Annotated in this window: 23 protein-coding genes and 1 tRNA gene; 17 read left to right on the forward strand and 7 right to left on the reverse strand. The window is 69.8% G+C overall.

The window, feature by feature from the left end:
• Window positions 1-63: 63 nt before the first annotated feature.
• Window positions 64-2,616 carry an aminopeptidase N gene (gene pepN / locus RAC69_RS01260; protein ID WP_375084580.1) on the reverse strand — a complete coding sequence of 851 codons (2,553 nt, stop codon included), beginning with the start codon at window positions 2,614-2,616 and terminating at the stop codon, window positions 64-66.
• Window positions 2,617-2,740: 124 nt separating this feature from the next.
• Between pepN and RAC69_RS01265 the strand changes: the two genes are divergently transcribed.
• From RAC69_RS01265 to RAC69_RS01285, 5 genes are read left to right on the forward strand one after another with little or no spacing between them, the layout of a single operon-like run.
• Window positions 2,741-3,925 (forward strand): ferrochelatase, encoded by a 1,185-nt coding sequence (locus RAC69_RS01265; protein WP_375084582.1) that lies wholly within the window; start codon window positions 2,741-2,743, stop codon window positions 3,923-3,925.
• A 36-nt stretch (window positions 3,926-3,961) separates the two neighbouring features.
• Entirely contained in the window at window positions 3,962-4,447 is a 486-nt protein-coding gene (locus RAC69_RS01270) for a ribose-5-phosphate isomerase (protein ID WP_375084584.1), read from the forward strand.
• Window position 4,448: 1 nt separating this feature from the next.
• On the forward strand, window positions 4,449-5,444 hold the full coding sequence (locus RAC69_RS01275; protein ID WP_375084586.1) for an Fpg/Nei family DNA glycosylase: 996 nt from the start codon (window positions 4,449-4,451) through the stop codon (window positions 5,442-5,444).
• Between the two features lie 23 nt (window positions 5,445-5,467).
• On the forward strand, window positions 5,468-6,109 hold the full coding sequence (locus RAC69_RS01280; RefSeq protein ID WP_375084588.1) for an FMN-binding negative transcriptional regulator: 642 nt from the start codon (window positions 5,468-5,470) through the stop codon (window positions 6,107-6,109).
• A complete protein-coding gene (locus RAC69_RS01285) occupies window positions 6,106-7,605 on the forward strand; it encodes an amidohydrolase (protein WP_375084590.1) in 1,500 nt (499 codons plus the stop codon). The genes RAC69_RS01280 and RAC69_RS01285 overlap by 4 nt, the downstream gene beginning before the upstream one ends.
• Before the next feature lie 76 nt (window positions 7,606-7,681).
• Here the strand turns inward: RAC69_RS01285 and RAC69_RS01290 are convergent, their stop codons facing one another.
• Window positions 7,682-8,167 (reverse strand): DNA starvation/stationary phase protection protein, encoded by a 486-nt coding sequence (locus RAC69_RS01290; protein ID WP_341934535.1) that lies wholly within the window; start codon window positions 8,165-8,167, stop codon window positions 7,682-7,684.
• A 140-nt stretch (window positions 8,168-8,307) separates the two neighbouring features.
• Between RAC69_RS01290 and RAC69_RS01295 the strand changes: the two genes are divergently transcribed.
• The 3 genes from RAC69_RS01295 to RAC69_RS01305 all read left to right on the forward strand — a co-directional run bounded on the left by RAC69_RS01295 (window position 8,308) and on the right by RAC69_RS01305 (window position 9,274).
• On the forward strand, window positions 8,308-8,844 hold the full coding sequence (locus tag RAC69_RS01295) for a gamma carbonic anhydrase family protein (RefSeq protein ID WP_375084591.1): 537 nt from the start codon (window positions 8,308-8,310) through the stop codon (window positions 8,842-8,844).
• 29 nt (window positions 8,845-8,873) lie between these two features.
• Window positions 8,874-8,947: transfer RNA gene (locus tag RAC69_RS01300), tRNA-Ile, on the forward strand.
• Between the two features lie 123 nt (window positions 8,948-9,070).
• Window positions 9,071-9,274, forward strand: coding sequence for a DUF6458 family protein (locus RAC69_RS01305; RefSeq protein WP_341934533.1), 204 nt, complete (start codon window positions 9,071-9,073; stop codon window positions 9,272-9,274).
• 6 nt (window positions 9,275-9,280) lie between these two features.
• Here RAC69_RS01305 and RAC69_RS01310 read toward each other — a convergent pair whose 3' ends face one another.
• The 3 genes from RAC69_RS01310 to RAC69_RS01320 form a co-directional block, all read right to left on the reverse strand.
• A complete protein-coding gene (locus tag RAC69_RS01310; protein ID WP_375084593.1) occupies window positions 9,281-9,631 on the reverse strand; it encodes a hypothetical protein in 351 nt (116 codons plus the stop codon).
• Window positions 9,632-9,717: 86 nt separating this feature from the next.
• The gene (locus tag RAC69_RS01315) at window positions 9,718-10,647 is read right to left on the reverse strand and encodes a helix-turn-helix transcriptional regulator (protein WP_375084595.1); all 930 of its coding nucleotides are present in this window, start codon (window positions 10,645-10,647) and stop codon (window positions 9,718-9,720) included.
• The gene (locus RAC69_RS01320; RefSeq protein ID WP_375084597.1) at window positions 10,628-11,383 is read right to left on the reverse strand and encodes a 3'-5' exonuclease; all 756 of its coding nucleotides are present in this window, start codon (window positions 11,381-11,383) and stop codon (window positions 10,628-10,630) included. Before RAC69_RS01320 ends, RAC69_RS01315 begins: the two co-directional genes overlap by 20 nt.
• Window positions 11,384-11,461: 78 nt before the next feature.
• Here RAC69_RS01320 and RAC69_RS01325 point away from each other — a divergent pair, with 78 nt between their 5' ends.
• Entirely contained in the window at window positions 11,462-12,361 is a 900-nt protein-coding gene (locus RAC69_RS01325) for an alpha/beta fold hydrolase (protein WP_375084598.1), read from the forward strand.
• Here the strand turns inward: RAC69_RS01325 and RAC69_RS01330 are convergent.
• Window positions 12,333-12,806, reverse strand: a complete 474-nt coding sequence (locus RAC69_RS01330; protein ID WP_375084599.1) for an Lrp/AsnC family transcriptional regulator — start codon at window positions 12,804-12,806, stop codon at window positions 12,333-12,335. The two genes, RAC69_RS01325 and RAC69_RS01330, sit on opposite strands and share 29 nt — an antisense overlap.
• A gap of 168 nt (window positions 12,807-12,974) precedes the next feature.
• Between RAC69_RS01330 and pdhA the strand changes: the two genes are divergently transcribed.
• Genes pdhA through RAC69_RS01345 form a run of 3 tightly spaced genes read left to right on the forward strand, consistent with a single transcriptional unit; the run spans window position 12,975 to window position 16,479 of the window.
• A complete protein-coding gene (gene pdhA / locus RAC69_RS01335) occupies window positions 12,975-14,090 on the forward strand; it encodes a pyruvate dehydrogenase (acetyl-transferring) E1 component subunit alpha (protein WP_375084601.1) in 1,116 nt (371 codons plus the stop codon).
• A gap of 2 nt (window positions 14,091-14,092) precedes the next feature.
• Window positions 14,093-15,103: an alpha-ketoacid dehydrogenase subunit beta gene (locus RAC69_RS01340; protein ID WP_375084603.1), complete on the forward strand. Its 1,011-nt coding sequence runs from the start codon at window positions 14,093-14,095 to the stop codon at window positions 15,101-15,103.
• Complete coding sequence (locus RAC69_RS01345) at window positions 15,100-16,479, forward strand: dihydrolipoamide acetyltransferase family protein (protein ID WP_375084605.1); 1,380 nt, start codon at window positions 15,100-15,102, stop codon at window positions 16,477-16,479. The genes RAC69_RS01340 and RAC69_RS01345 overlap by 4 nt, the downstream gene beginning before the upstream one ends.
• Here the strand turns inward: RAC69_RS01345 and RAC69_RS01350 are convergent.
• Complete coding sequence (locus RAC69_RS01350) at window positions 16,472-17,065, reverse strand: TetR/AcrR family transcriptional regulator (protein ID WP_375080874.1); 594 nt, start codon at window positions 17,063-17,065, stop codon at window positions 16,472-16,474. The two genes, RAC69_RS01345 and RAC69_RS01350, sit on opposite strands and share 8 nt — an antisense overlap.
• An 88-nt stretch (window positions 17,066-17,153) precedes the next feature.
• Here RAC69_RS01350 and RAC69_RS01355 point away from each other — a divergent pair, with 88 nt between their 5' ends.
• The 5 genes from RAC69_RS01355 to RAC69_RS01375 are packed head-to-tail and all read left to right on the forward strand — an operon-like array spanning window position 17,154 to window position 23,087.
• On the forward strand, window positions 17,154-18,731 hold the full coding sequence (locus tag RAC69_RS01355; RefSeq protein WP_375084607.1) for a carboxyl transferase domain-containing protein: 1,578 nt from the start codon (window positions 17,154-17,156) through the stop codon (window positions 18,729-18,731).
• 5 nt (window positions 18,732-18,736) lie between these two features.
• Entirely contained in the window at window positions 18,737-20,638 is a 1,902-nt protein-coding gene (locus RAC69_RS01360; protein WP_375084608.1) for an acetyl/propionyl/methylcrotonyl-CoA carboxylase subunit alpha, read from the forward strand.
• On the forward strand, window positions 20,638-21,786 hold the full coding sequence (locus tag RAC69_RS01365) for an acyl-CoA dehydrogenase family protein (protein WP_375084610.1): 1,149 nt from the start codon (window positions 20,638-20,640) through the stop codon (window positions 21,784-21,786). Before RAC69_RS01360 ends, RAC69_RS01365 begins: the two co-directional genes overlap by 1 nt.
• 9 nt (window positions 21,787-21,795) lie before the next feature.
• A complete protein-coding gene (locus RAC69_RS01370; RefSeq protein WP_375084612.1) occupies window positions 21,796-22,284 on the forward strand; it encodes a MaoC family dehydratase in 489 nt (162 codons plus the stop codon).
• A complete protein-coding gene (locus tag RAC69_RS01375) occupies window positions 22,281-23,087 on the forward strand; it encodes an HpcH/HpaI aldolase/citrate lyase family protein (RefSeq protein ID WP_375084614.1) in 807 nt (268 codons plus the stop codon). Before RAC69_RS01370 ends, RAC69_RS01375 begins: the two co-directional genes overlap by 4 nt.
• Window positions 23,088-23,112: the final 25 nt, after the last annotated feature.

The following is a 23,112-nucleotide window of genomic DNA, read 5'->3' on the forward strand; positions in this document are numbered from 1 at the left end:
GGTAGCGAGAAGGCCTCAGCGCGGGCTGGACGCACCGCGCTGAGGCCTTCGATCCGCTGAGCGTCAGTCGTCGGCGTCGCGCGACTGCGCGGCGAGTGCCCGCTCGACGTCGGCGAGGTTCTCCATCACGAGGCGGCGCAGGGCGGGTGCGGCGTCCTGGTGCTCCGCCAGCCAGGCGCGGGTCGCGTCGCGGAGCGCGACATCGGCGATCGCGGTCGGGAAAAGCCCCACGACCAGGTACTGCGCGATCTGATACGTCCGCGACTCCCAGATCGGCACGAGCATGTCGAAGTAGGGCTGGACGAACTCGCGGAGCGCGTCGACCCCGGCCGGGTGCACGAATCCGAGCGCGGCAGAGCGCACGATGGTGTTGGGAGCGTCGTCGCGCTCGATCAGCGAGGCCCAGGCCGCGCGCTTCGAGGCGATATCGGGAAGAGCTGCACGCGCCTGCGCCGCGAACTCCGCACCCTTGGCCGTGTTGTCGGCGGCCAGTGCCGCGTCGATCGCCGCAGCATCCGTCGCTCCGATGGTCGCGAGCCCCACGAGCAGCTGCCAGTTGAGGTCGGCGTCGATCTCGAGGCCGGGCAGCGTCTCCTCGCCCGAGCGGAGTCGACCGACGATGCCGGCGTGCTCGGGGGTGACGAGCGAGCCGGCGAACGCGGTCACGAACTGCAGCTGGCTGTCGCTGCCCGACTCCGCGCCCTCGGCGAGCGCCCACAGCCCGTCGGCGACCTTCTGACGGGCAGCCTCGCGCTGATCGGGGGAGACGTACAGCGTCGCGGCCGAGCGGAGCTGAGCGAGCGTGGTGCGCACCGTGGTCGACTCCGTCTCGCGGCCGATGTTGCCGAGCACGAGGTCGATGTAGTCCGATGCTGCCGTCTCGGCATCCCGCGTCTGGTCCCAGGCCGCGCCCCAGACCAGCGAGCGCGGAAGGGGCTCGCTGATGTCGGCGAGGTGCGCGATCGCGGTGGCGAGCGAGCGCTCGTCGAGGCGGATCTTCGCGTAGGCGAGGTCGTTGTCGTTCAGGAGCACGAGGTCGGGACGCTTGAGTCCCTGCAGCTCGGGCACCTCGGTGCGGTCGCCGTCGACGTCGACCTCGACGTAGTGCACGCGCACGAGAGAGCCGTCCCGCAGCGAGTAGAACCCGATGCCCAGCCGGTGCGGGCGGATCGTGGGGTAGTCCGCCGGCGCGGTCTGCGTCACGGCGAAGCGCGAGATCGTGCCGTCGGAATCCTCGACGATGAACGGCTCGAGCGTGTTCACACCCGCGGTCTCCAGCCACTTCTTCGACCAGGTGCTCAGCTCGCGACCGCTGGTCGCCTCGAGCTCGGTGAGCAGGTCGCTGAGCTCGGTGTTGCCCCAGGAGTGCTTCTGGAAGTACTGCGAGACACCGGCGAAGAACTGCTCGATCCCGACCCACGCCGCGAGCTGCTTGAGGACGGATCCGCCCTTCGCATAGGTGATGCCGTCGAAGTTGACCTGCACGTCTTCGAGGTCGTTGATCTCGGCGACGATCGGGTGCGTCGACGGCAGCTGGTCCTGACGGTACGCCCAGGTCTTCTCCATGGCGTTGAAGGTCGTCCATGCCTCGGTCCACTCGGTGGCCTCGGCCGTCGCGATGGTCGACGCCCACTCGGCGAACGACTCGTTGAGCCAGAGGTCGTTCCACCACTTCATGGTGACGAGGTCGCCGAACCACATGTGAGCGAGCTCATGCAGGATCGTGACGACGCGGCGCTCCTTGACGGCATCCGTCACCTTGCTGCGGAAGACGTAGGTCTCGGTGAAGGTGACGGCGCCCGCGTTCTCCATGGCCCCGGCGTTGAACTCCGGGACGAAGAGCTGGTCGTACTTGGCGAACGGGTACGGGACGCCGAACTTCGACTCGTAGTAGGCGAAGCCCTCGCGGGTCTTGTCGAAGATGTAGTCGGCGTCGAGGTGCTGCCACAGGCTCTTCCGTCCGTAGACGCCGAGCGGGATGACGCGGCCCGATGCGCTCGTCAGCTCCGAGAAGGTCGCCTCATAGGGGCCGGCGATCAGGGCCGTGATGTACGAGGAGATACGCGGAGTGGGCTCGAAGCCCCACGTGGCGATCGAGCTGTCGTCGTGCAGGATCGGTTCGGGCGTGGGGGAGTTGGAGACGACCTTCCACGCGGCGGGTGCCGTGATCGTGAACTGGAACGTCGCCTTGAGGTCGGGCTGCTCGAACACCGCGAAGACGCGGCGGGAGTCGGGGACCTCGAACTGCGAGTACAGGTAGACCTCGCCGTCGACCGGGTCGACGAAGCGGTGCAGACCCTCGCCGGTGTTCGTGTACAGGCAGTCGGCGTCGACCACCAGGACGTTCTCGGCCTGCAGGCCGGAGAGCGCGATGCGCGAGTCGGCGAAGACCTCATCGGGGTCGAGCTGCTCGCCGTTGAGGGAGATCTCGCGCACCTCGCGCGCGATCAGGTCGATGAACGTGAAGCTCTCGGGGGTCGCCGAGAAGCGCACGACGCTGCGGGAACCGAAGACCTCGGCGCCCTTGGTGAGGTCGAGCGACACCTCGTACGACTGGGTATCGATGACGTCGCGGCGCTCCTGCGCTTCGATACGGGTGAGGTTCTCTCCAGGCACAGCTGTACTCCCAGGGGTGAGGGGATGTCACCGCAACCCGGCGCAGTTGGCGCCCACGGCAACCATGACAGCCTACGCCAGCATCCCGGCCTGTCTCACGTCCGGGAGGTGAAAGGATGGAGGGGTGACTGCGATCGAGCCGAACACCGTCCCCTTTGCCTCAGCCGCCGCCGCGAGCGGAGCACCCTTCGTGACCACGCCGGTCGCGTACGACGGCATCCTGCTCGCGGGCTTCGGAGGACCAGAGGGGCAGGACGACGTCATCCCGTTCCTGCGCAACGTCACCCGGGGCCGCGGCATCCCCGACGAGCGCCTCGAGGAGGTCGCGCACCACTACCGCCACTTCGGCGGCGTGAGCCCGATCAACGGTCAGAACCGCATCCTCAAGGAGGCCCTGGAGGGAGAGCTGAAGCGGCGGGGCATCGACCTGCCGGTGTACTGGGGCAACCGCAACTGGAGCCCGTATCTGGAAGAGGTCGTGACCGAGGCGGCCGACGCCGGCCACACGACGCTCCTCGCGTTCGCGACGAGCGCGTACAGCTCCTTCTCGAGCTGCCGTCAGTACCGCGAGGACTTCGCCAGGGTGCTGCAGGAGACGGGCCTCGGCGAGACCGTCACGATCGACAAGATCCGTCCCTTCTACGACCACCCCGGCTTCGTCGAGTCGTTCGAGACGGGCGTCCGCGAGGCCGTCGAGTCGTTCCTCGGCCAGGGCATCGCGGCATCCGACATCCAGATCCTCTTCTCGACCCACAGCATCCCCACGGAGGACGCCCAGCGCTCCGGAGCCCGCGACATCGACTGGGGCGAGGGCGGCGCGTACGCCGCGCAGCACCTCGCGGTCGCCGCCTGGGTCATGGACCGGGTGCGAGCCACCGTGCCGGCCGCGGCCGACGTCTCGTGGGAGCTCGTCTACCAGTCGCGCTCCGGCCCCGCCTCCCAGCCGTGGCTCGAGCCCGACGTGTGCGACGTGATCGGCGAGCTGTCGTCGCGAGGACGCAAGGCGGTGGCCGTCGTGCCCGTGGGCTTCATGAGCGATCACATGGAGGTGCTCTGGGACCTCGACACCGAGGCCGCCGAAGCGGCGGAAGAAGCGGGACTCGCGTTCACCCGCACGCCGACGCCCGGCGTGGCCCCGTCGTTCGTCGCCGGGATCGTCGACCTCATCGAGGAGCGTCTCGAAGGGCGCCCCAACGAGGACCGGCCGCACGTCACCTCCCTACCCGGCGGCTTCGACGTCTGCCGACCGGGATGCTGCGAGAACATCCGCGCGGGGTTCAAGCCGGCCGCGGCCGGCGTCGCACCGTGATGTCGCACGTCGGCGGCCGATCCTAGGATGGGAGCCATGCGCATCCACATCGCCACCGATCACGCCGGTCTCGACTTCTCGACGCAGCTGCAGGATCACCTGCGCGCCGCAGGACACGAGGTCGTCGACCACGGCCCGGTGGAGTACGACGCGCTCGACGACTACCCGGCCTTCTGCATCCGCGCCGCCCGAGCCGTGGTCGCCGACCAGGCCGCAGGCATCGAGACGCTCGGAGTGGTGTTCGGCGGCTCGGGCAACGGCGAGCAGATCGCCGCGAACAAGGTGCAGGGCGTGCGCGCCGCGCTCGTCTGGAACATCTCGACGGCAGAGCTCGCGCGCCAGCACAACGACGCCAACGTGATCTCGATCGGAGCGCGTCAGCACACGTTCGACGAGGTGACGTCGTTCATCGACACGTTCATCGCCACCCCCTTCTCGGACGAGGAACGCCACGTGCGCCGCATCGCCCAGATCGCCGACTTCGAGCGCGACGGCTCGCTGCTCCCGGACCCGCGGGCCTGAGATGCCCGAGGGTCACTCCGTCCACCGGATCGCGCGGCAGTTCGATCGCAACTTCGTCGGCAAGGCCATGTCGGCGTCGAGTCCGCAGGGCCGGTTCGCCGAAGGGGCGGCGATCCTCGACGGTCGCGAGGCCGTGAGCGTCCAGGCCGTGGGGAAGCAGATGTTCCTCGAGGCGGAGGGCGACGTCTGGCTGCGCGTGCACCTCGGGCTGTACGGAGCGTGGGACTTCGCGGGCGAGATCGTCGTCGATCCGACGATCGCCTCGGCGAACGGGCGCATGGGGCAGACCAACCAGCGCGGCACCGTGCTCGACGAGCCCATCCTCGACGACGCGGGGGAGAACTCGCTCTCGTCCATCGGCGCGCCGCGACGCACGCGCGTGCACGTGCGCATGTCGGAGCAGACCAAAGGACTCGGAGACGACGTGGAGTGGCCGCCTCCGGTCGTCGGGCAGGTGCGTCTGCGCCTGATGACCGACATCACGGCGGCGGATCTGCGGGGGCCGACGGCCTGCGTGCTGCAGACGCCCGACGAGATGCTGGCGACCATCGCGAAGCTCGGCCCCGACCCGCTCGTCGGCGACCCGGTGGAGAACGAGGAGCGCTTCGTGCGCGCGGTGCGCAAGACGCAGACCGTGATCGCCCTGCTGCTCATGGACCAGTCGGTCGTCAGCGGGATCGGCAACGTCTACCGCGCCGAGATGCTGTTCCGGCAGCGCCTGAATCCGCACACCCCGGGCAAGCAGGTGCCGGAGGATGTCGTGCGCGCGCTGTGGCGCGACTGGGTGCGTCTGCTGGCGATCGGCGTCGAGACCGGGCAGATGATGACGATGGACGACCTCTCGCCCGAGGCCTACCGCGCAGCCATGGCGAGTCGCGACGACCGACACTGGGTCTATCACCGCGCCGGCCTGCCCTGCCGGGTCTGCGGCACCGAGATCGCTCTCGAGGAGATCGGCGCGCGCAAGCTCTACTGGTGTCCTCGCTGCCAGGCGTGACGCGGCGGTCATAGGCTGGGGGGATGCGTCAGAATCCTAGCTTCACCCTCGCGGACGTCGATGAGATCCGTCGTATCGTCGACGCGAATCCGTGGGCCACGATCGTCAGCAACGGCCCAGACGGACTGGTCTCGTCGCACTACGTCGTCCTGCTCGACGAGGACCGCGACGACTTGACGATCGTCGGCCACGTCGGTCGTCCCGACGACCTGATCCACGGCATGGGGGAGCGGGAGCTGCTGGTGGTGTTCCAGGGGCCGCACGGCTACATCTCCCCGGGGTGGTACGGCGACGTGCAGGCGGTGCCGACCTGGAACTACACGGCCGTGCACCTCGCCGGGATCCCGGAGATCCTCGACGACGAGGAGAACCTCGCCGTGCTCGATCGACTCGTCGACCGGTTCGAAGGATGGATGCCGGACCCCCGCCGCATGTGGGAGCGCCCCAACGACCCGGCGTTCGTCACCCGCCTCGCCTCGGGCACCGTGGGCTTTCGGCTCACCCCGACCCGCGTCGTCGCGAAGCGCAAGCTCAGCCAGAACAAGCCGGCGGAGACGGTGAATGCCGTCATCGAGGCGCTGGAGAGCGGCGGGCCGTACACGCACCCGGAGCTCGCCGCCGAGATGCGACGGGCACGGGACGCCCGCGCGGACGCGACCCGGTGAGCGCGGCGGTGGGAGAGGTCGTCGGGACCGTCGCCTCGGTGCGGATCGCAGGCCCCGGTCGCGAGTTCCTCATCGACGAGGAACCCGTCGACGTCTTCCTGGATGACGGGCGGATCGTCGACATCGCCCCGGCCGGCGCGGTGCCCGCCCGGGGGGAGGTGCTCGACGGTGACGGCGCATGGGTCGTCCCCGGCCTCTGGGACAACCACGTGCACACCGTGCAGTGGGCACTCGAATCGCAGCGCACGCCGCTCGGCGAGGCCTCCTCTGCGGCAGAGGCGGCGCGGATCATGTCCCAGGCGGCCCCGCTGCCCGACGGACGCCGCGTCGGCAGCGGATTCCGCGATGCACTGTGGCCGGACCAGCCGACCCTCGCTCTCCTCGATGCGGCGACGGGCGTCGTGCCGACGTACCTCATCAACGCGGACGTGCACAGCACCTGGCTGAACTCGGCGGCCCTGCGCCGGGAGGGGTTCGACGCCGTCGACGGAGTGCTCCGCGAAGCCGATGCCTTCGAGATCTCGCGGCGGCTCAATGCCGCCGATCCCGCCCACGGCGACCGTACTGTCGCCGCGGCAGGAGTGCAGGCCGCTGCGCGAGGACTCACCGGACTCGTCGACTTCGACATGGCCTGGAACGCCGATGCCTGGCCGCGTCGGGTCATGGCCGGATTCGCCGCGCACCGCGTCGAATTCGCCGTGTATCCGTTCGACCTCGACCGGGCGATCGGCGCGGGGTTGCGGACCGGCGAGACTCATGAGCTCGCGGACGCCCCGGAGGCAGGGCGCGGCCTCGTGCACGTCGGGCCGCTGAAGATCATCAGCGACGGATCGCTCGGCACCCGCACGGCTGCCTGCTCGCACGCGTACCCGGACGACCCCGCGAACTACGGAGTGCTGACGGTGCCGCCGGCCGAGCTCACCGAGCTCCTGACCACCGCGACCGGTGCGGGGCTGGGTGTCGCCGTGCACGCCATCGGCGATCGCGCCGTGACAGCCGCTCTCGACGCCTTCACGGCATCGGGGGCGGTGGGCACGATCGAGCACGCACAGCTGGTGCGCCACGCCGACCTCGCGCGCTTCGGTCGGCTCGGGGTCACCGCCAGCGTGCAGCCCCAGCACGCACTCGATGATCGCGACATCGTCGGTACCCACTGGTCGTCGCAGACGTCGATCGGCTATCCGCTGCGCGCCCTGCGAGACGCAGGAGTGGAGCTGCGATTCGGGTCGGACGCGCCGGTCGCACCTCTGGATCCCTGGCAGGCCATCTCGGCGGCCGTCGCACGAACGGACGACGAGCGCGCACCCTGGCACCCGGAAGAGGCACTGCGGTTCGACGAGGCGCTCGGCGCCAGCGTGCGATCGTCGACGCGACCTGGCGAAGTCGCCGACCTCGTGCTGTGCGGCGCCGACCCTCGCTCCGCCGACGGCACGACGCTGCGGCGGATGCCCGTCGTCGCGACGCTTCTCGGCGGGCGTCTCACCCATCGAGGCTGAGCGTCATCGCCGTCGGCACCGAGAGAACGACGAAGGGCACCGGGATCGCTCCCGGTGCCCTTCCTCTTCTGCCTGATTACGCGGCGATGTGCGAGACGAGGAACCAGCGGTCCTTCTCGAGGCCGCGCATGATCTCGATCGCGACGTCCTGGCTCGTGAGGTCGACCTCGTCCAGACCGTCGATCGCGGCCTTCAGGTCGACGAGGATCGCGTCGATGTCGGTGATGACGGCGCGGACCAGCTCGTCGGACTGCGTGAAGCCGGCCGGAACGGACGTGTCGCCCGCCTTGCCTGCGACCGTGCTGACGCGCGCGTCGATGGGGAGGCCGAGAGCGACGATGCGCTCCGCGGCGGTGTCGGCGAAGTCGCCGGCGTGGGCGACGATCGTGTCGAGCAGCTCGTGCACGCCGACGAAGTTCGCACCGCGGACGTGCCAGTGAGCCTGCTTGCCGTTGATCGTGAGGGCTTGGAGGCCGAGGACGACGGGGGAGAGGAACTGGGCGGCTGCGGCCGCGACGGTCGGGTCGCTGGCGGTGGTGGGAACGGTCTGTGCCTTGCTCATCGTGACTCCTCCGGGAGGTGGTTCTTCTGCCTGATGATGACAACGCTACTCGTCTGGATTCATTCCGCAAGCAAGCGAAGGCTCGGCTTAGCGGCCCGGAATCACGCGGAAATCCGGGCTTGTGAGGGTAGTCTCGCCTTATGAGCATCGCAGCTGGAGCATCCGTCCTCGCCCTCGGCGACAAGGTCCCCTCGATCGCCCAGGCGACGTTCGTCGCCGACGGAGCGCGCCTCGTGGGCGACGTGCGGATCGAGCCGGGTGCGAGCGTCTGGTACAACGCCGTGCTCAGGGCGGACTCGGCGGAGATCCTCATCGGCGCGGGCAGCAACGTGCAGGACAACGTCTCCGTGCACGTCGATTCCGGCCACCCGGTCCGGGTCGGCGCGAAGGTGTCGATCGGGCACAACGCGGTCGTGCACGGATGCACGATCGGCGACGGGTCGCTGATCGGCATGGGGGCAGTGGTGCTGAGCGGCGCTGTGATCGGCGCCGGATGCCTGATCGCCGGCGGGGCGGTCGTGCTGAGCGGCACGGAGGTTCCGGACGGGTCGCTCGTCGCAGGAGTGCCGGCGAAGGTGCGGCGAGCCCTCACCGAGGAGGAGCGCGAGGGACTCATCGCCAACGCAGACATCTACCTCGGGCACCTGCGGACGCACGAGGACGCGTCTCCGGTGTGATCGCACCCGCCCGCTAGGCTGGTGCTCACGGGGCGGTGGCCAAGCTGGTTAAGGCAGTGGGCTCATAACCCAACGATCGCGGGTTCAAGTCCCGCCCGCCCTACCGTCGAATTCGCGCAGGTACGAGCATGTCAAGGCCTTGTCCCGGTGATGCACGGGCTGGCACTGTGAAGCACGGAACGGCCGGGCTCACCCTGTCCGGCTCGTGCGGAATCTAGGAGGCATCATGACCATCGGCACCGGCGTCGTGCTCTTCGTGATCGGAGCGATCCTCGTGTTCGCCCTCAACATCCAGCTCGACTGGGTCGATCTCGACATGGTCGGCTACATCCTGATGGCGGCGGGTGCGCTCGTCTTCATCATCGGCCTGGTCCTGCTCGTCGCCCGTCGCGGTCGTCGCGACACGGTCGTCGAGCGCGATGTGATCTGACGCGGATCAGTCCGCTGCGGACTCGAGAGCCCCGGGGCCGGCTTCGATCGGTTCCGGGGTTTCGAGGTGCTCGTCGACGAGAGTGATGCCACCGCTGGAATTCGCGGAGTGCGCGAGATCCTCGATCCATCGCCGGCTCAGCTCGGGGGTCTCCGGTTCTTGGAAGACGAAGCGCAGCGGGATCGAGGGGTGGAGCCAGATGGTGGAGCGGCCGTTGGGCTGACCGTCGGGGTGACGCCAGCTGAGGGTGAAGCTCTCGTTGCGCCGGAGCTTCGTGGCGACGACGACTTTGAGGTGCGCGAGAGCGCGGTCGTCGATCTGGATCGGCTCGGAGTCGCCGTAGTACAGAGAACCCATATCTCGGAATCTAGGCTCTCGGAAAACGTGCTTCGCGCGGTCGACGTCCGCCACGCCAGTGAAGCGAACAGGGTGTTCGCCTGATGTCATCGGCGATGCTTCGCCGCCGTCACGGACGGCAACACCCCGAATGCCTCACGGTAGGCAGCGGCGAAGCGCGACGGGTGCGCGAATCCCCATCGTCGCGCGATCGCAGCCACCGTCGTGGGGACTCCCGATCGCAGTTCGCGGTGCGCGCCGTCGAGGCGCGCCTGCCTCAGGCATTCCGCAGGTGTGACATCCAGCGCACGGCGGAATGCGTACTGCAGACCGCGCGTCGAGATGTGCACGGCGGCCGCCACGTCGTCGATCGTGATCGGCCGGTGGGCGTTCTCGGCGATGAACGCGAGCGCGCGTCGGACCGTCACGGGCGCCGGCGCGGTCTGCGGCGAGCGTGACCGCCTGTTCAGGATGGTCGTGGAGAACGACGACAGCGTGGTGGTCGCCGCGTGGCGGGCGAGTTCAGCGCGAAGCAGCACGTCGCCGGTATCGAGGGCCTCGATGCTGCGCTCGACGTAATCGAACATCCGGTCCCACGCCTCAGCCGCCGCGGCCGTCGATGGAGAGAGGTCGGTGACGTGGAGCGCCATCGCGTCGTCGCCGGTGATGCGCCGTGCCAGAGCCTCGAGCGGCTCGCGGTCGAAAGCCAGCGCGGTGACGTGAGCGCCCTCTTCCCAGTGCGCATCCACGCGCGGGCCGTCCGTGAACCAGGGGCGGGTCGGGTCGAGGTCGGATCGGCTCGAGTTCATGCGGACGTCGCGCGCGTGCACACGGCAGGCGAGGAACTGGTCCTGGGGTTCGGCTGTGCAGTGGACCTGCGCGGCGAGTTCGTAGCGGATGACGCTCATGCCGGTGAGCTCTTCCGAGTGCCAGTCGAACCGGAACCGCTGCGGGTCGACGTCGTGCAGGATCGCCGAGGGGACGTACTGCTGCCAGGTGGCCTCGACGAGGGCGACGTCACGGGTATGAAGACGCACGGGGGAGATCCTCTCTCAGGAGCGCGCTGTGGGGGCGCACCGGCCACGTCCCGTCGATGGTGTCTTCGGGATCGATGCGGCCGATGCGGATGAAGTACTCAGTGAGGCTCGCCGCCTGGGAGCGGGCCCAGCCGATCTGCCTCGCGTGGAGCTCGCTGAGCGTCACGGGAAGCACGAACTGTCGGGCCAGCGCCTGGGCGATGCGACCGGCCGCGACGGCATCGGCGGAAGCATCGTGCGCATCCTCGAGGGGCACCGCGTAATGCGCTGCGACGACTTGCAACGTGCGCTTACCGGGCCGATATCGATCATAAGCCTTGTCGATGATGAGGGGGTCGATGACGGGGGACGGGTTCTCGAGCACCGGGATGCCGTGGCGTGTGGACTCGTGCGCGAGCAGCGAGAAGTCGTACGAGGCGTTGTAGGCGACGAGCGGAACCCCCTGTGCGAGCAGTGAGGCGAGCGCGGAGGAGACCTGCGCGACGACCTCGGACGCGGGGCGGCCGTGAGCGCGCGCGTGCGCGGTCGTGATCCCGTGCACGGCCGTCGCACCGTCGGGGATGGGGATGCCGGGATCGGCCATCCAGGTGCGGGCGGCGATCTCGACACCGTGCGCGTCGAGCAGGCCGACGTGCGCGGTCACGATGCGGTCGCTCTCGACGTCGACGCCGGTCGTCTCCAGATCGAACACCCCGACGCGCGTGATCCACTCGGGGATCGGGGCGTCGCGGGGCATGGGATCACGGTAGAGCCGGCCACCGACATCGGTCGGCAAGGACACGGGAGCGCTCCCCGGCATCCGTAGACTTGAGCCATGACCGTCCCGTCGCCGTACGCCGATCGCCTGAGCCGACTCCCGGTGGAGCGGCACGCCGTCGAGGTGCGCGGGGCGGCCACCGCCTACTGGGTGTACGGTCCGGCAGACGCCGAGGTCACCGTGATCGCGGTGCACGGGTTCCGCGGTGAGCACCACGGCCTCGAGTCCGTGCTCGCCTTCCTGCCGGAGGCCAGGGTCGTCGCTCCCGACCTGCCGGGTTTCGGCGAGTCGGCTCCCGTCCCCGGGAAGACGTACGACCTCGACGAGTACGCCGCGTGGTTGAGTGATTTCGCCGCGCAGGTCGCCCCCGGAGCCGTCATCCTCGGCCACTCCTTCGGCTCGATCGTCACCTCCGCCGCCGTCGCGTCAGGCCTCTCGACCCCGAAGCTGATCCTGATCAACCCGATCGGTGCGCCCGCGCTGGAGGGTCCGAAGGGCGTCATGACGCGCCTCGCGGTGCTCTACTACGCGCTGGGCGCGAAGCTGCCGGAACGGCTCGGCACCGCGCTGCTGAGGAACGGGCTGATCGTCCGGATCATGAGCATCGCCATGGCGAAGACCTCCGACCCGGCACTGCGACGATTCATCCACGATCAGCACGACACGTATTTCTCGCGCTTCGCCGACCGCGACGTGCTGCGGGACGCCTTCGTCGCGAGCGTCTCGCACGACGTGAGCCAGTTCGCCTCGTCCATCGACGTCCCGACACTGCTGATCGCGGCGCAACGCGACGACATCACGCCGATCGAGGTCGAGCGGGAGCTGGTGCAGCGCTTCCCCGAGGCGGAGCTCGTCGAGATCGCCCATGTGGGGCATCTGATCCACTACGAGACGCCGGCCGAGGCCGCCGGCGCGATCCGTCGCTTCCTCAGGATTCCCGTCTCGCGAGCCCGATGAGCCCGGCGACCCGGAACGGGATGACCTCGCCCATGGCGAGTGACGTCTCGGTGCGCTCGACCCCCTCGATCGACAGGATGCGGGCGTCGGTGTCGAACAGGTGACGGGCGTCGCGGCACGCGACCCGCGCGAGCAGGTCGATGGAGCCGCTGAGACCGTGCGCCTGCACCACCTCGGGGATGCGCGCGAGCTCGTTGATGATGCGCGGCAGCTCGGTCTGACGCACGCCGATGCTGACGAACGCCTGCAGGGGGAATCCGAGCACATCGGTGGAGAACGACCTCTCGTAGGAGAGGAAGACGCCGGTCTGCTCGAGACGCGCCATGCGCGCCTGGATGGTGTTGCGCGAGAGGCCGAGATTCTCGGCGAGCGCCACGATTGTGACTCGCGGATCATCGGCGAGCGCGGCGAGGAGTTCCAGATCGATACGGTCGAGGCCAGCCATAGTGCCAAAGAGTAGCAGGGCAGTATTCCGCTGAATTGAGCAACATGCTCAAGCGTTCTCTCATTGCTTGAGCGAGGTGATGAGCAGACGTACGCTCTGGTTAGCCGGTGACGATGCCGGCCCCGCGTGCCGCGCCCCACGAGGACGCCGCGAATGAGGAGGACGATGATGTCACCGCAGATCACCCCGATCGCCGACACCGCGCAGGATCTGGAGCTCGTCGAGCGCCTCCTGACCCCCGACGGCGCGCGGATCCCGCACCCGCAGCTCGACCGCTTCGTCGCGGACGTCGACCCCGCGCAGCTGCGCTCGCTGCTCCGGGACATGGTCGTGCTCCGCCGTATCGACACGGAGGGCGTCGCCCTCCAGCGTCAGGGCCAGCTCGGTCTCTGGGCGCCGTGCCGGGGGCAGGAGGCCACGCAGATCGGCACGGCACGGGCTCTGGACCCGCAGGACTACGTGTTCCCGAGTTACCGGGAGACCGGCGTCATCTACGCGCGCGGCGCCAAGCCCGGCGACTACGTGCGCATGTGGCGGGGTGAGGAGGGTGCCGGGCACGACCCTGGAGCACTCCGCGTCGCGCCGCTGCAGATCATCATCGGGGCGCAGTCGCTGCACGCGGTCGGGTATGCCCTCGGCATCCGTCACGAGGGATCCGACGAGGTGGCCGTCACCTACTTCGGCGACGGCGCGACGAGCCAGGGCGACGTGAACGAGGCGATGATCTTCGCCGCGTCGTACCAGGCGCCCGTCGTCTTCGTGTGTCAGAACAACCACTGGGCGATCTCGGAGCCGGTGGCGCTGCAGTCGCAGTACCCCCTCGCTGGGCGGGCGCCGGGCTTCGGCATCCCCAGCCTGCGGGTGGACGGCAACGATGTGCTGGCCTGCCTGGCTGCGATGCGGTGGGCGCTCGACCACGCTCGGTCGGGCAAGGGCCCCGCCTACATCGAGGCCGTCACGTACCGGATGGGGCCGCACACCACGGCCGACGACCCGACGAGATACCGCCCGGCCGAGGAGCTCGACGCGTGGCGCGACCGCGACCCGATCGCCCGTCTGGAGACCTACCTGCGGGGGATTGGCGAGCTGGGCGACGAGCATCTCGCCGAGACGCAGGCCGCCGCGGATGCGGTGGCGAAGGAGATGCGGGCGGAGTGCCTCGGCATGGTCACCCGTGAGCCGCTCGCGGTCTTCGACCGCGTGTACGCCGAGCCGCACGCCGGCCTCGAGCGCCAGCGCGACGAGTACGCGGCGTACCTCTCGACGTTCGAGGGCGAGGTCTGATCGTGGCGGAGCTCACTCTCGGGAAGGCTCTCGGAGCCGGACTGCGTCAGGCGATGCGCGACGACGACAGGGTCGTGCTGCTCGGCGAGGACATCGGGAAGCTCGGTGGGGTCTTCCGCATCACCGACGGGCTGCTCGACGAGTTCGGGGCCGCGCGCGTCATCGACACCCCGCTGGCGGAGTCCGGCATCGTCGGGATGGCGGTCGGACTCGCGTTCCGCGGATACCGCCCGGTCGTCGAGATCCAGTTCGACGGTTTCGTGTACCCGGCGTTCGATCAAATCGTCGCGCAGGTCGCGAAGCTGCACTACCGCACCCAGGGACGGGTGAGGATGCCGATCACGATCCGCATCCCGTGGGCGGGTGGCATCGGCGCCGCCGAACATCACTCGGAGTCGCCCGAGGCGTACTTCGTTCACACGGCTGGCTTGCGCGTGATCGCCGTCTCGAATCCGGAAGACGCCTATCGCAGCCTGCGACAGGCGATCGCGAGCGACGACCCGGTGATCTTCTTCGAGCCCAAGCGCCTGTACCACCACAAGGGCGAGGTCGACCTCGAGGCGCCCCTCGCGGACGCTGCGCCGATGGGACTCGCGCGCGTCGTGAGACCAGGCACGGACGCCACGCTCATCACCTACGGGGCGATGGTGGGCACCGCGCTGCAGGCCGCCGATGCCGCGGAGGACGAGGGCGTGTCGCTCGAGGTGATAGACCTGCGGTCGCTGTCGCCCGTCGACTACGACTCCGTGGCCGCATCGGTGCGCAAGACGGGACGCGTGGTCGTCGCGCACGAGGCCTCCCGTGAGGCGGGTGTGGCTGCCGAGGTCATCGCGAGCATCACCGAGCGCTGCTTCGAATTCCTCGAGTCGGCGCCGCTGCGGGTGACGGGTCACGACATCCCGTACCCGCCCGCGAAGCTCGAGAAGCACCACCTCCCCGACCTCGACCGGCTGCTCGACGCGGTCGATCGGGTCATGGACCGACCGAACAGCCTGACGGGGGCCGACGCATGATCGCAGAGTTCCGCCTTCCCGACCTGGGCGAGGGCCTGACCGAGGCCGAGGTCGTGCAGTGGCTCGTCTCCCCGGGCGACCCCGTCGCGTTGAACCAGACACTGGCCGAGGTCGAGACCGCGAAGGCCGTCGTCGAACTGCCCTCGCCGTACGAGGGCACCGTCTCGACTCTGCATGCCGAGGCGGGGGCGACCGTGGCCGTCGGGGCGCCTCTCATCGCCTTCGACGTGGAAGGCGGGGATGCGTCGGCGACCGCGCCTGCGCAGCCCGCCACCGCGGAGGCCGAGGAGAAGGCGCAGCCCAACCTCGTCGGCTACGGTGCGGCGCCGACGGCATCCGGTCGCCCCGCGCGTCGCGCGCGTCGTGGGGGAGCGGCGCGGCCCGCCGACACCGCCGTGCTCGAGGCGGCGCCGCACGACGCCACGCCCTCGCTGTCGTCGGAGACGGTCGTCGAGCGACCGCGCTCCACCCCGCCGGTGCGCGCGCACGCGAAGCGCCTCGGCGTCGACCTGGTGCTGATCGCCGTAGAGGTCGGTGACCGGCTCATCACGCGTGCCGACGTCGACGCCTACGCGGCTCGCGTCGGAGCGGCGCCGGTCATGGCCCCGCCGACGACTGCGTCGGCGATGCCCGCGTCGGCGATGCCCGACAGTCCGGGCGGACTCGGTGCGCGGGACCGCGAGACGCGCATCCCGATCCGCGGAGTCCGCAAACACACGGCGGCCGCCATGGTGCAGAGCGCGTTCACGGCGCCGCACGTCACGGTCTTCCACACGGTCGATGTGACCGCGACCATGGACCTCGTCGCCTCGCTGCGCGAGGATCGGCGTCTGGCCGAGCATCGGATCGGACCGCTGGCCGTGGTCGCCAAGGCCGTGTGCATGGCCCTGCCGCGCACACCGGGCCTCAACTCCCGGTGGGACGAGCAGGCGGGCGAGATCGTCGAGCACGGGTACGTCGACCTCGGCATCGCCGCGGCGACCGACCGCGGTCTCATCGTCCCGCACATCCGCGAGGCCCAGTCGCTCACGCTCACGCAGCTGGCCGACGCTATCGGCGCCCTGGCGAGCACGGCACGGTCAGGCAAGACATCACCGGCCGAGCTCGCCGGTGGCACCTTCTCGATCTCGAACATCGGCGTGTTCGGCGTCGACGCCGGCACCCCGATCCTGCCGCCGGGGCAATCGGGCATCCTCGCGGTCGGTGCGGTCCGGCGACAGCCCTGGGAGTACCGCGGTGAGATCGCGCTGCGGCAGCTGATGACGCTGAGCCTCTCGTTCGATCATCGGCTTGTGGACGGCGCGGAGGGTGCGCGCTTCCTCAAAGACGTCGCCGACGTGCTGGAGGAGCCGGGTCGCGCGATGCTGTTCAGCTAGGTGCACGCAGCGCTGCCTCCGCCATCGCCCCGAGAACCGACGCGGTGGTGGAGCGGCGCCGTGACGCGGACCGCGTGCTGTGCGGAGTGGAGTTGATGAGGCCGAAGCAGGCCTGCACGCGCAGCCGCAGCTCGTCGGAATCCGCATCGACGAGGGGCGCGAGCGTGCGGATCCACAGTTCGATGTAGGCGCGCTGCAGGCGCCGGACCTCGGCGTGGTCGCTCGCGGCGAGTTGTACGACGTCGCGGTCGTGCACGCGGATCACGTCGGCGTGGCCGAGCGCGAACTCCACGTGGAACGCGATCAGCGCCCGCATCCTCTCCGCGTCGTCCGCGGCCTTCGCCGCGACGTCGGTGCCACCCGAGACGAGGTCGTCGCTGACCTTGACCAGCACGGCGCCCAGCAGAGCCTGCTTGCCCGCGAAGTGGCGGTACACGGCGGGGCCGGACACGCCGACGGCCGCACCGATGTCTTCCAGGCTCACGCCGTTGTAGCCGCGCTCGGCGAAGAGGCGCGCGGCCTCGCGGAGGATGGCGTCGGAGCGCTCGGCTTTCGCTCGATCTCGAGCCGTCACAGGGGTTGTCATCTCAGTTAATCCTCGCTAACCTGAGCCCATCGGTTAGTGAACACTAACCGAAAGCGCATCGAGCGCGCCAGATCGTTACCGAGGCGCGATGTGGGTCGAGGAGGACAACACGATGCCCGTAACCCAGGAGGCCCTGGCCGACGAACTGCGCGAGCGCCTCGCGGCCGCCGCACTCGGCGGATCGGAGTCCTCGCGACAGAGGCACGTCGCCCGGGGGAAGCTGCTCCCGAGAGACCGCGTCGCGCGGCTTCTCGACGAGGGCAGTCCCTTCGTGGAGATCGCGCCGCTTGCCGCCGACGGTCTGTACGACGGCGAAGCACCTGGGGCCGGTGTGATCGCGGGCATCGGCCTCGTCCACGGTCGGCACGTGATGGTCGTCTGCAACGACGCCACCGTCAAGGGCGGCACCTATCTGCCCCTCACCGTGAAGAAGCACCTGCGCGCGCAGGAGATCGCGCTCGAGAACAGGCTGCCCTGCCTCTACCTCGTCGACTCCGGCGGTGCGTTCCTGCCGAAGCAGGACGAGGTGTTCCCCGACCGCGAGCACTTCGGCCGCATCTTCTACAACCAGGCGCGGATGTCTGCGGAAGGCGTCCCGCAGCTGGCCGCCGTGCTCGGCTCCTGCACCGCAGGCGGCGCCTACGTGCCGGCCATGAGCGATGAGACCGTCATCGTCCGCAACCAGGGGACGATCTTCCTCGGCGGGCCGCCGCTCGTGAAAGCCGCGATCGGCGAGGTCGTGACGGCTGAGGAGCTCGGCGGCGGCGAACTGCACGCCCGCCGCAGCGGGGTCGTCGACCACCTCGCCGACGACGACGAGCACGCACTCGAGATCCTCCGCGACATCGTCGCCACGCTCCCCGCTCCTGCCGCACCGGCATGGGACGTGCACGAGAGCAGGCCCCCCTCCGAACTCGGCTCGTTGTACGACGTCGTGCCGGTCGATGTGAACGAGGCGTACGACGTGCACGTGATCATCGACCGCCTCGTCGACGGAGACAGCTTCCGCGAGTTCAAGGCCGAGTACGGCACCACGCTCGTCACCGGTTTCGCCCGGCTGCACGGCCACCCAGTGGGTATCGTCGCCAACAACGGCGTGCTCTTCAGCGAGTCGGCTCTCAAGGGCGCCCACTTCATCGAGCTCTGCGACCAGCGCGGCATCCCCCTGCTGTTCCTGCAGAACATCACCGGCTTCATGGTCGGATCGGATGCCGAGGCCGGCGGCATCGCGAAGGACGGCGCGAAGATGGTGACGGCCGTCGCGAGCACCAGGGTGCCGAAGCTCACCGTGATCGTCGGCGGCTCGTTCGGCGCCGGCAACTACTCCATGTGCGGACGCGCCTACTCTCCCCGGTTCCTGTGGACCTGGCCGGCCAGCAGGATCTCCGTCATGGGCGGCGCCCAGGCCGCGTCCGTCCTCGCCACGGTGAAGGAGGATCAGCTCGCCGCTCGAGGCGAGTCGTGGAGCGCCGATGAGCGTTCCGCCTTCCAGCAGCCCATCCGCGAGCAGTACGAGACGCAGGGCGAGCCGTACTACGCGACGGCTCGGCTCTGGGACGACGGCATCATCGATCCCGCGCGAACCCGCGACCTCCTCGGTCTCGCACTCGACGTCGTCGCCCGCACCCCGCTGCCCGAGCCCCGCTTCGGCCTCTTCAGGATGTGACCGCCATGTCGACGACCCCGTACTTCTCCACCGTCCTCGTCGCGAACCGCGGCGAGATCGCCCGGCGGGTCATCCGCACGCTGCGGACCCTCGGCATCCGCAGCATCGCGGTGTACAGCGATGCGGACGCCGAGGCGCCGCACGTCAGCGAGGCCGACGACGCCGTGCGGATCGGACCTCCTCCGGCCGCCGAGTCGTACCTCGACATCGACGCCGTGATCGCGGCCGCACGGAGCACCGGCGCCCAGGCGATCCACCCCGGTTACGGCTTCCTGTCGGAGAGCGTGGGTCTCGCGGAGGCGTGCGCCGAAAGCGGCATCGTCTTCATCGGCCCCGGGGTCGATGCGCTGCAGATCATGGGAGACAAGGCGCGAGCCCGCGACCACGTCATGCGCTCGGGCGTCCCCGTGGTGCCGGGCTTCGACGCGCGCGGGCTGTCGGACCAGGAGATCGCCGACGAGGCGGGATCCGTCGGCTTCCCCCTGCTCGTGAAGCCCAGCGCGGGCGGCGGAGGCAAGGGCATGGAGGTGGTCGCTGATGCCGCCGGCCTCGCACCTGCCCTCGCCTCGGCGCGGCGGGTCGCGAAGGCGGCCTTCGGCGACGACTCGCTCATCCTCGAGCGGCTGATCCGCAGGCCCCGCCACATCGAGGTGCAGGTCTTCGGGGACGCACACGGAACGGTCATCGCGCTCGGCGAGCGCGAGTGCACCCTTCAGCGCCGCCACCAGAAGGTCATCGAGGAGGCGCCGTCTGCGGGCATCCCGGAGTCCACGAGGCAGACCCTCCTCGAAGCCGCCGTGCAGGCGGCGGAGAGCGTCTCGTACGTGGGCGCCGGCACCGTGGAGTTCCTCGTCGACGCCGACGCACCGGACGACGTGTTCTTCATCGAGATGAACACGCGGCTGCAGGTGGAGCACCCCGTCACGGAGGAGGTCACCGGCCTCGACCTGGTGGAGCGTCAGCTGTGCGTCGCCGCGGGCGGCAGGCTGGATCCGGCTCCGAAGCTGACCGGTCACGCGGTCGAGGCGCGGGTCTACGCCGAGTCCCCGTACCGCGGGTTCCTCCCGTCGACGGGACGGGTTCTGCTGTTCCAGCCGCCCACCGGTGTGCGGGTGGATGCCGCGGTGGAGTCCGGCTCCGAGGTGTCGGGCTTCTACGATCCGATGATTGCGAAGATCATCGCCGTGGCCGATGACAGGCAGACCGCGCTGCGCCGGCTGGACGAGGCGCTCGCTGCGACCGTGGTGCTCGGCGTGGAGACGAACATCGAGTTCCTCCGACAGCTCTGCCGCGACCCGCGAGTCGTGGACGGAGACCTCGACACGGGCATCATCGAGACGCTTCTGCCCGTCGTGGCGGAGCCGCCCTCACCGGCGATGCTCGCCGCCGCACGAGAGACCGTTCTGGCGGCCCGCGATGAGAAGGCCGACCGCGCGGCGCGCGCCGGCGGCGTGTGGGCGGCGCTCTCCGATCCGGAACGGCGCACTCTCGCCTTTCTGACGGAGGACGGCCAGGTGATCGACGGCGTCGAAGGGACGCGCGGTTCCCGAGCCTCGACGGCAGTGGACGCCGCTGGCGCGGTGTGGGTGAGCGAGGACGGGAGATCCGCCCGCCTCCTGCCGCTCGACCGACGGGCCGCCACCGTGAGGCGTCTGCAGACGCGTGACCAGGACGCGGCGGGAGCAGAGCCAGAGGGGCGTGCGCCCATGCCGGGCAGCGTCGTCGCCGTGCACGTCGTCGACGGAGCGACGGTGAAGGCGGGCGATCCGCTCGTCTCGATCGAGGCGATGAAGATGGAGCACCCGGTGCTCGCCCCGCAGGACGGCACTGTGCAGGTGCTCGTCGCCGTGGGGGACCAGGTTCGCCGCGACCAGCCGGTGGTGCGAGTGACGGAGGAGAACGAATGATGGATCAGCTGACCGACGAGGAGCGCGAGCTCGCCGCGATGGTACGGGAGTTCGCCGACACCGTCGTCTCGCCCCAGTCGTACGAGGCGGACCGCACGCACGCCCTGTCGATGGACGTCGTGGCGGCGATGGGCGACCTCGGGCTGTTCGGCCTTCCGTTCCCCGAGGAGTACGGCGGACAGGGCGGTGACTACATGGCGCTCGGCATCGCCATCGAGGCGCTCGGGCGCGTCGACCAGTCGATCGCCATCACGCTGGAAGCCGGAGTGAGCCTCGGCGCCATGCCGATCTTCCGCTTCGGCACCGAGGAGCAGAAGCAGGAGCTCCTTCCCGACCTCCTGGCCGGACGCGCCCTCGCCGGCTTCGGCCTCACCGAACCCGAGGCGGGCAGCGACGCCGGAGCCACGCGCACCACGGCCCGTCTCGAGGGCGAGGAGTGGGTGATCGACGGCTCCAAGCAGTTCATCACGAACTCGGGGACGCCGATCACGCGGTTCGTCACGGTGACCGCCGTCACCGGTCAGGCCGACGGGCGCAAGGAGATCTCGACGATCATCGTGCCCAACGGCACCCCCGGATTCACCGTCGAGGCCCCCTACGACAAGGTCGGCTGGAACGCGTCCGACACGCATCCGCTCACCTTCGACGGCGTCCGCGTGCCGGCGACGAATCTGGTGGGCGAGCGGGGGAGCGGCTTCCGCAACTTCCTCAGCATCCTCGACGAGGGACGGATCGCGATCGCCGCGCTGTCGACGGGAGCAGCGGAGGGATGCCTCGAAGCCGCCGTCGACTACGCGAAGAGCCGCACGATCTTCGGCAGCGCGCTCAGCACACGGCAGAACGCGCAGTTCACGCTCGCCCGCATGCGCGCCCGCGTGCACACGGCTCGGCTGGCCTGGCATCACGCCGCTCGCCTGCGCGACGCCGGGCGCCCGTTCGCCGAGCAGGCAGCGATCGCGAAGCTCGTCGCGGGGGAGGCGGCGATGGACAACGCGCGCGACGCGACGCAGATCTTCGGCGGCAACGGCTTCATGAACGAGTTCCCCGTCGCGAGGCACTACCGGGACTCGAAGATCCTCGAGATCGGCGAGGGGACGACCGAGGTGCAGCTGCTCGTGATCGCGCGGGCCCTCGGGCTCGCCGGGTAGCGTGGCGGCATGACCACGCACGACATCGTTCAGCGCGGGCTCTACTTCGAGGAGTTCGAGGTCGACGCCCGCTACCTGCATCGTCCGGGGCGCACCGCGACCGAGGCCGACAACGTGCTGTTCACCACGCTCACCATGAACACGCAGGCGCTGCACCTCGACGCGGCGTTCGCCGACGCGCGAGAGCCTTTCCACGCGCGCCTCATGAACTCCATGTGGACGCTGTCGACGATGGTCGGGTCGTCCGTCGCGCAGCTGACGCAGGGAACCCTCGTGGTCCAGCTCGGGTTCGGTGAGATCGCGTTCCCCCATCCGCTCTTTGCCGGTGACACTCTTTACACCGAGAGCGTCGTCTCCGAGAAGCGGCTGTCGGGCTCGCGCCCCGGCCAGGGCATCGTGTCCATCGCCCACACCGGTCGCAACCAGGACGACGTCGTCGTCGCGACCGCCACACGGTCGGTGCTCGTGCGCTGCCGTCCGGAGGAGGAGACCCGATGACGTTCGAGCTCGGACCAGCACTGCTGTTCTGCCCAGCCGATCGCCCGGAGCGTTTCGACGGCGCGCTCCGGAAGGCCGACGCGGTCATCCTCGACCTCGAGGACGCCGTGCTGCCCGACGCCAAGGTCGCGGCCCGGGGGAACCTCGTCGACGCGCCCCTCGATCCCGACCGCGTGATCGTACGGGTGAACTCGCCTGGGTCGGCCGAGTTCGTCTCGGATCTCGCGACGCTGAACCAGACGGACTTCCGCCGGGTGATGGTGGCGAAGACCGAAGACCCCGAGGCGCTGTCGGCTTTCGACGAGCGCTTCGAGTTGATCGCCCTGTGCGAGACGGCTCGCGGGGTGCAGGCCGCGGATCGCATCGCCGCCCATCCCCGCGTGGTCGCGATAATGTGGGGGGCCGAGGACCTCGTCGCCTCGCTCGGCGGCACCTCGAGCCGGACCGACGCCGGGGGGTACCGCGACATCGCCCGCTACGCACGGTCGCGGGTGCTCCTGGAAGCGGGCGCGCAGGGCAAAGCTGCGATCGACGCCGTGCACATCGACATCGACGACATCGCGGGACTCGAGGCGGAGGCTCGGGATGCCGCGGCGTCGGGCTTCGCTGCGACCGCGTGCATCCACCCGAGTCAGGTCGCGGTCATCCGGGCTGCGTATGCACCGGCCCTTGAGACGGTCGAGTGGGCCGGTGCCGTGGTGAGCGCGGCGGAGTCGGAGCGAGGCGTCTTCCGGTTCCGCGGGCGGATGATCGACGAGCCGGTGCTGCGGCACGCACGGTCGATCCTCGCCCGCGCGCGCTGAGCAGAGTCGTTAGGCCGCCGAGTGC

This window comes from Microbacterium sp. LS_15, assembly GCF_041954735.1.
Classification (GTDB): domain Bacteria; phylum Actinomycetota; class Actinomycetes; order Actinomycetales; family Microbacteriaceae; genus Microbacterium.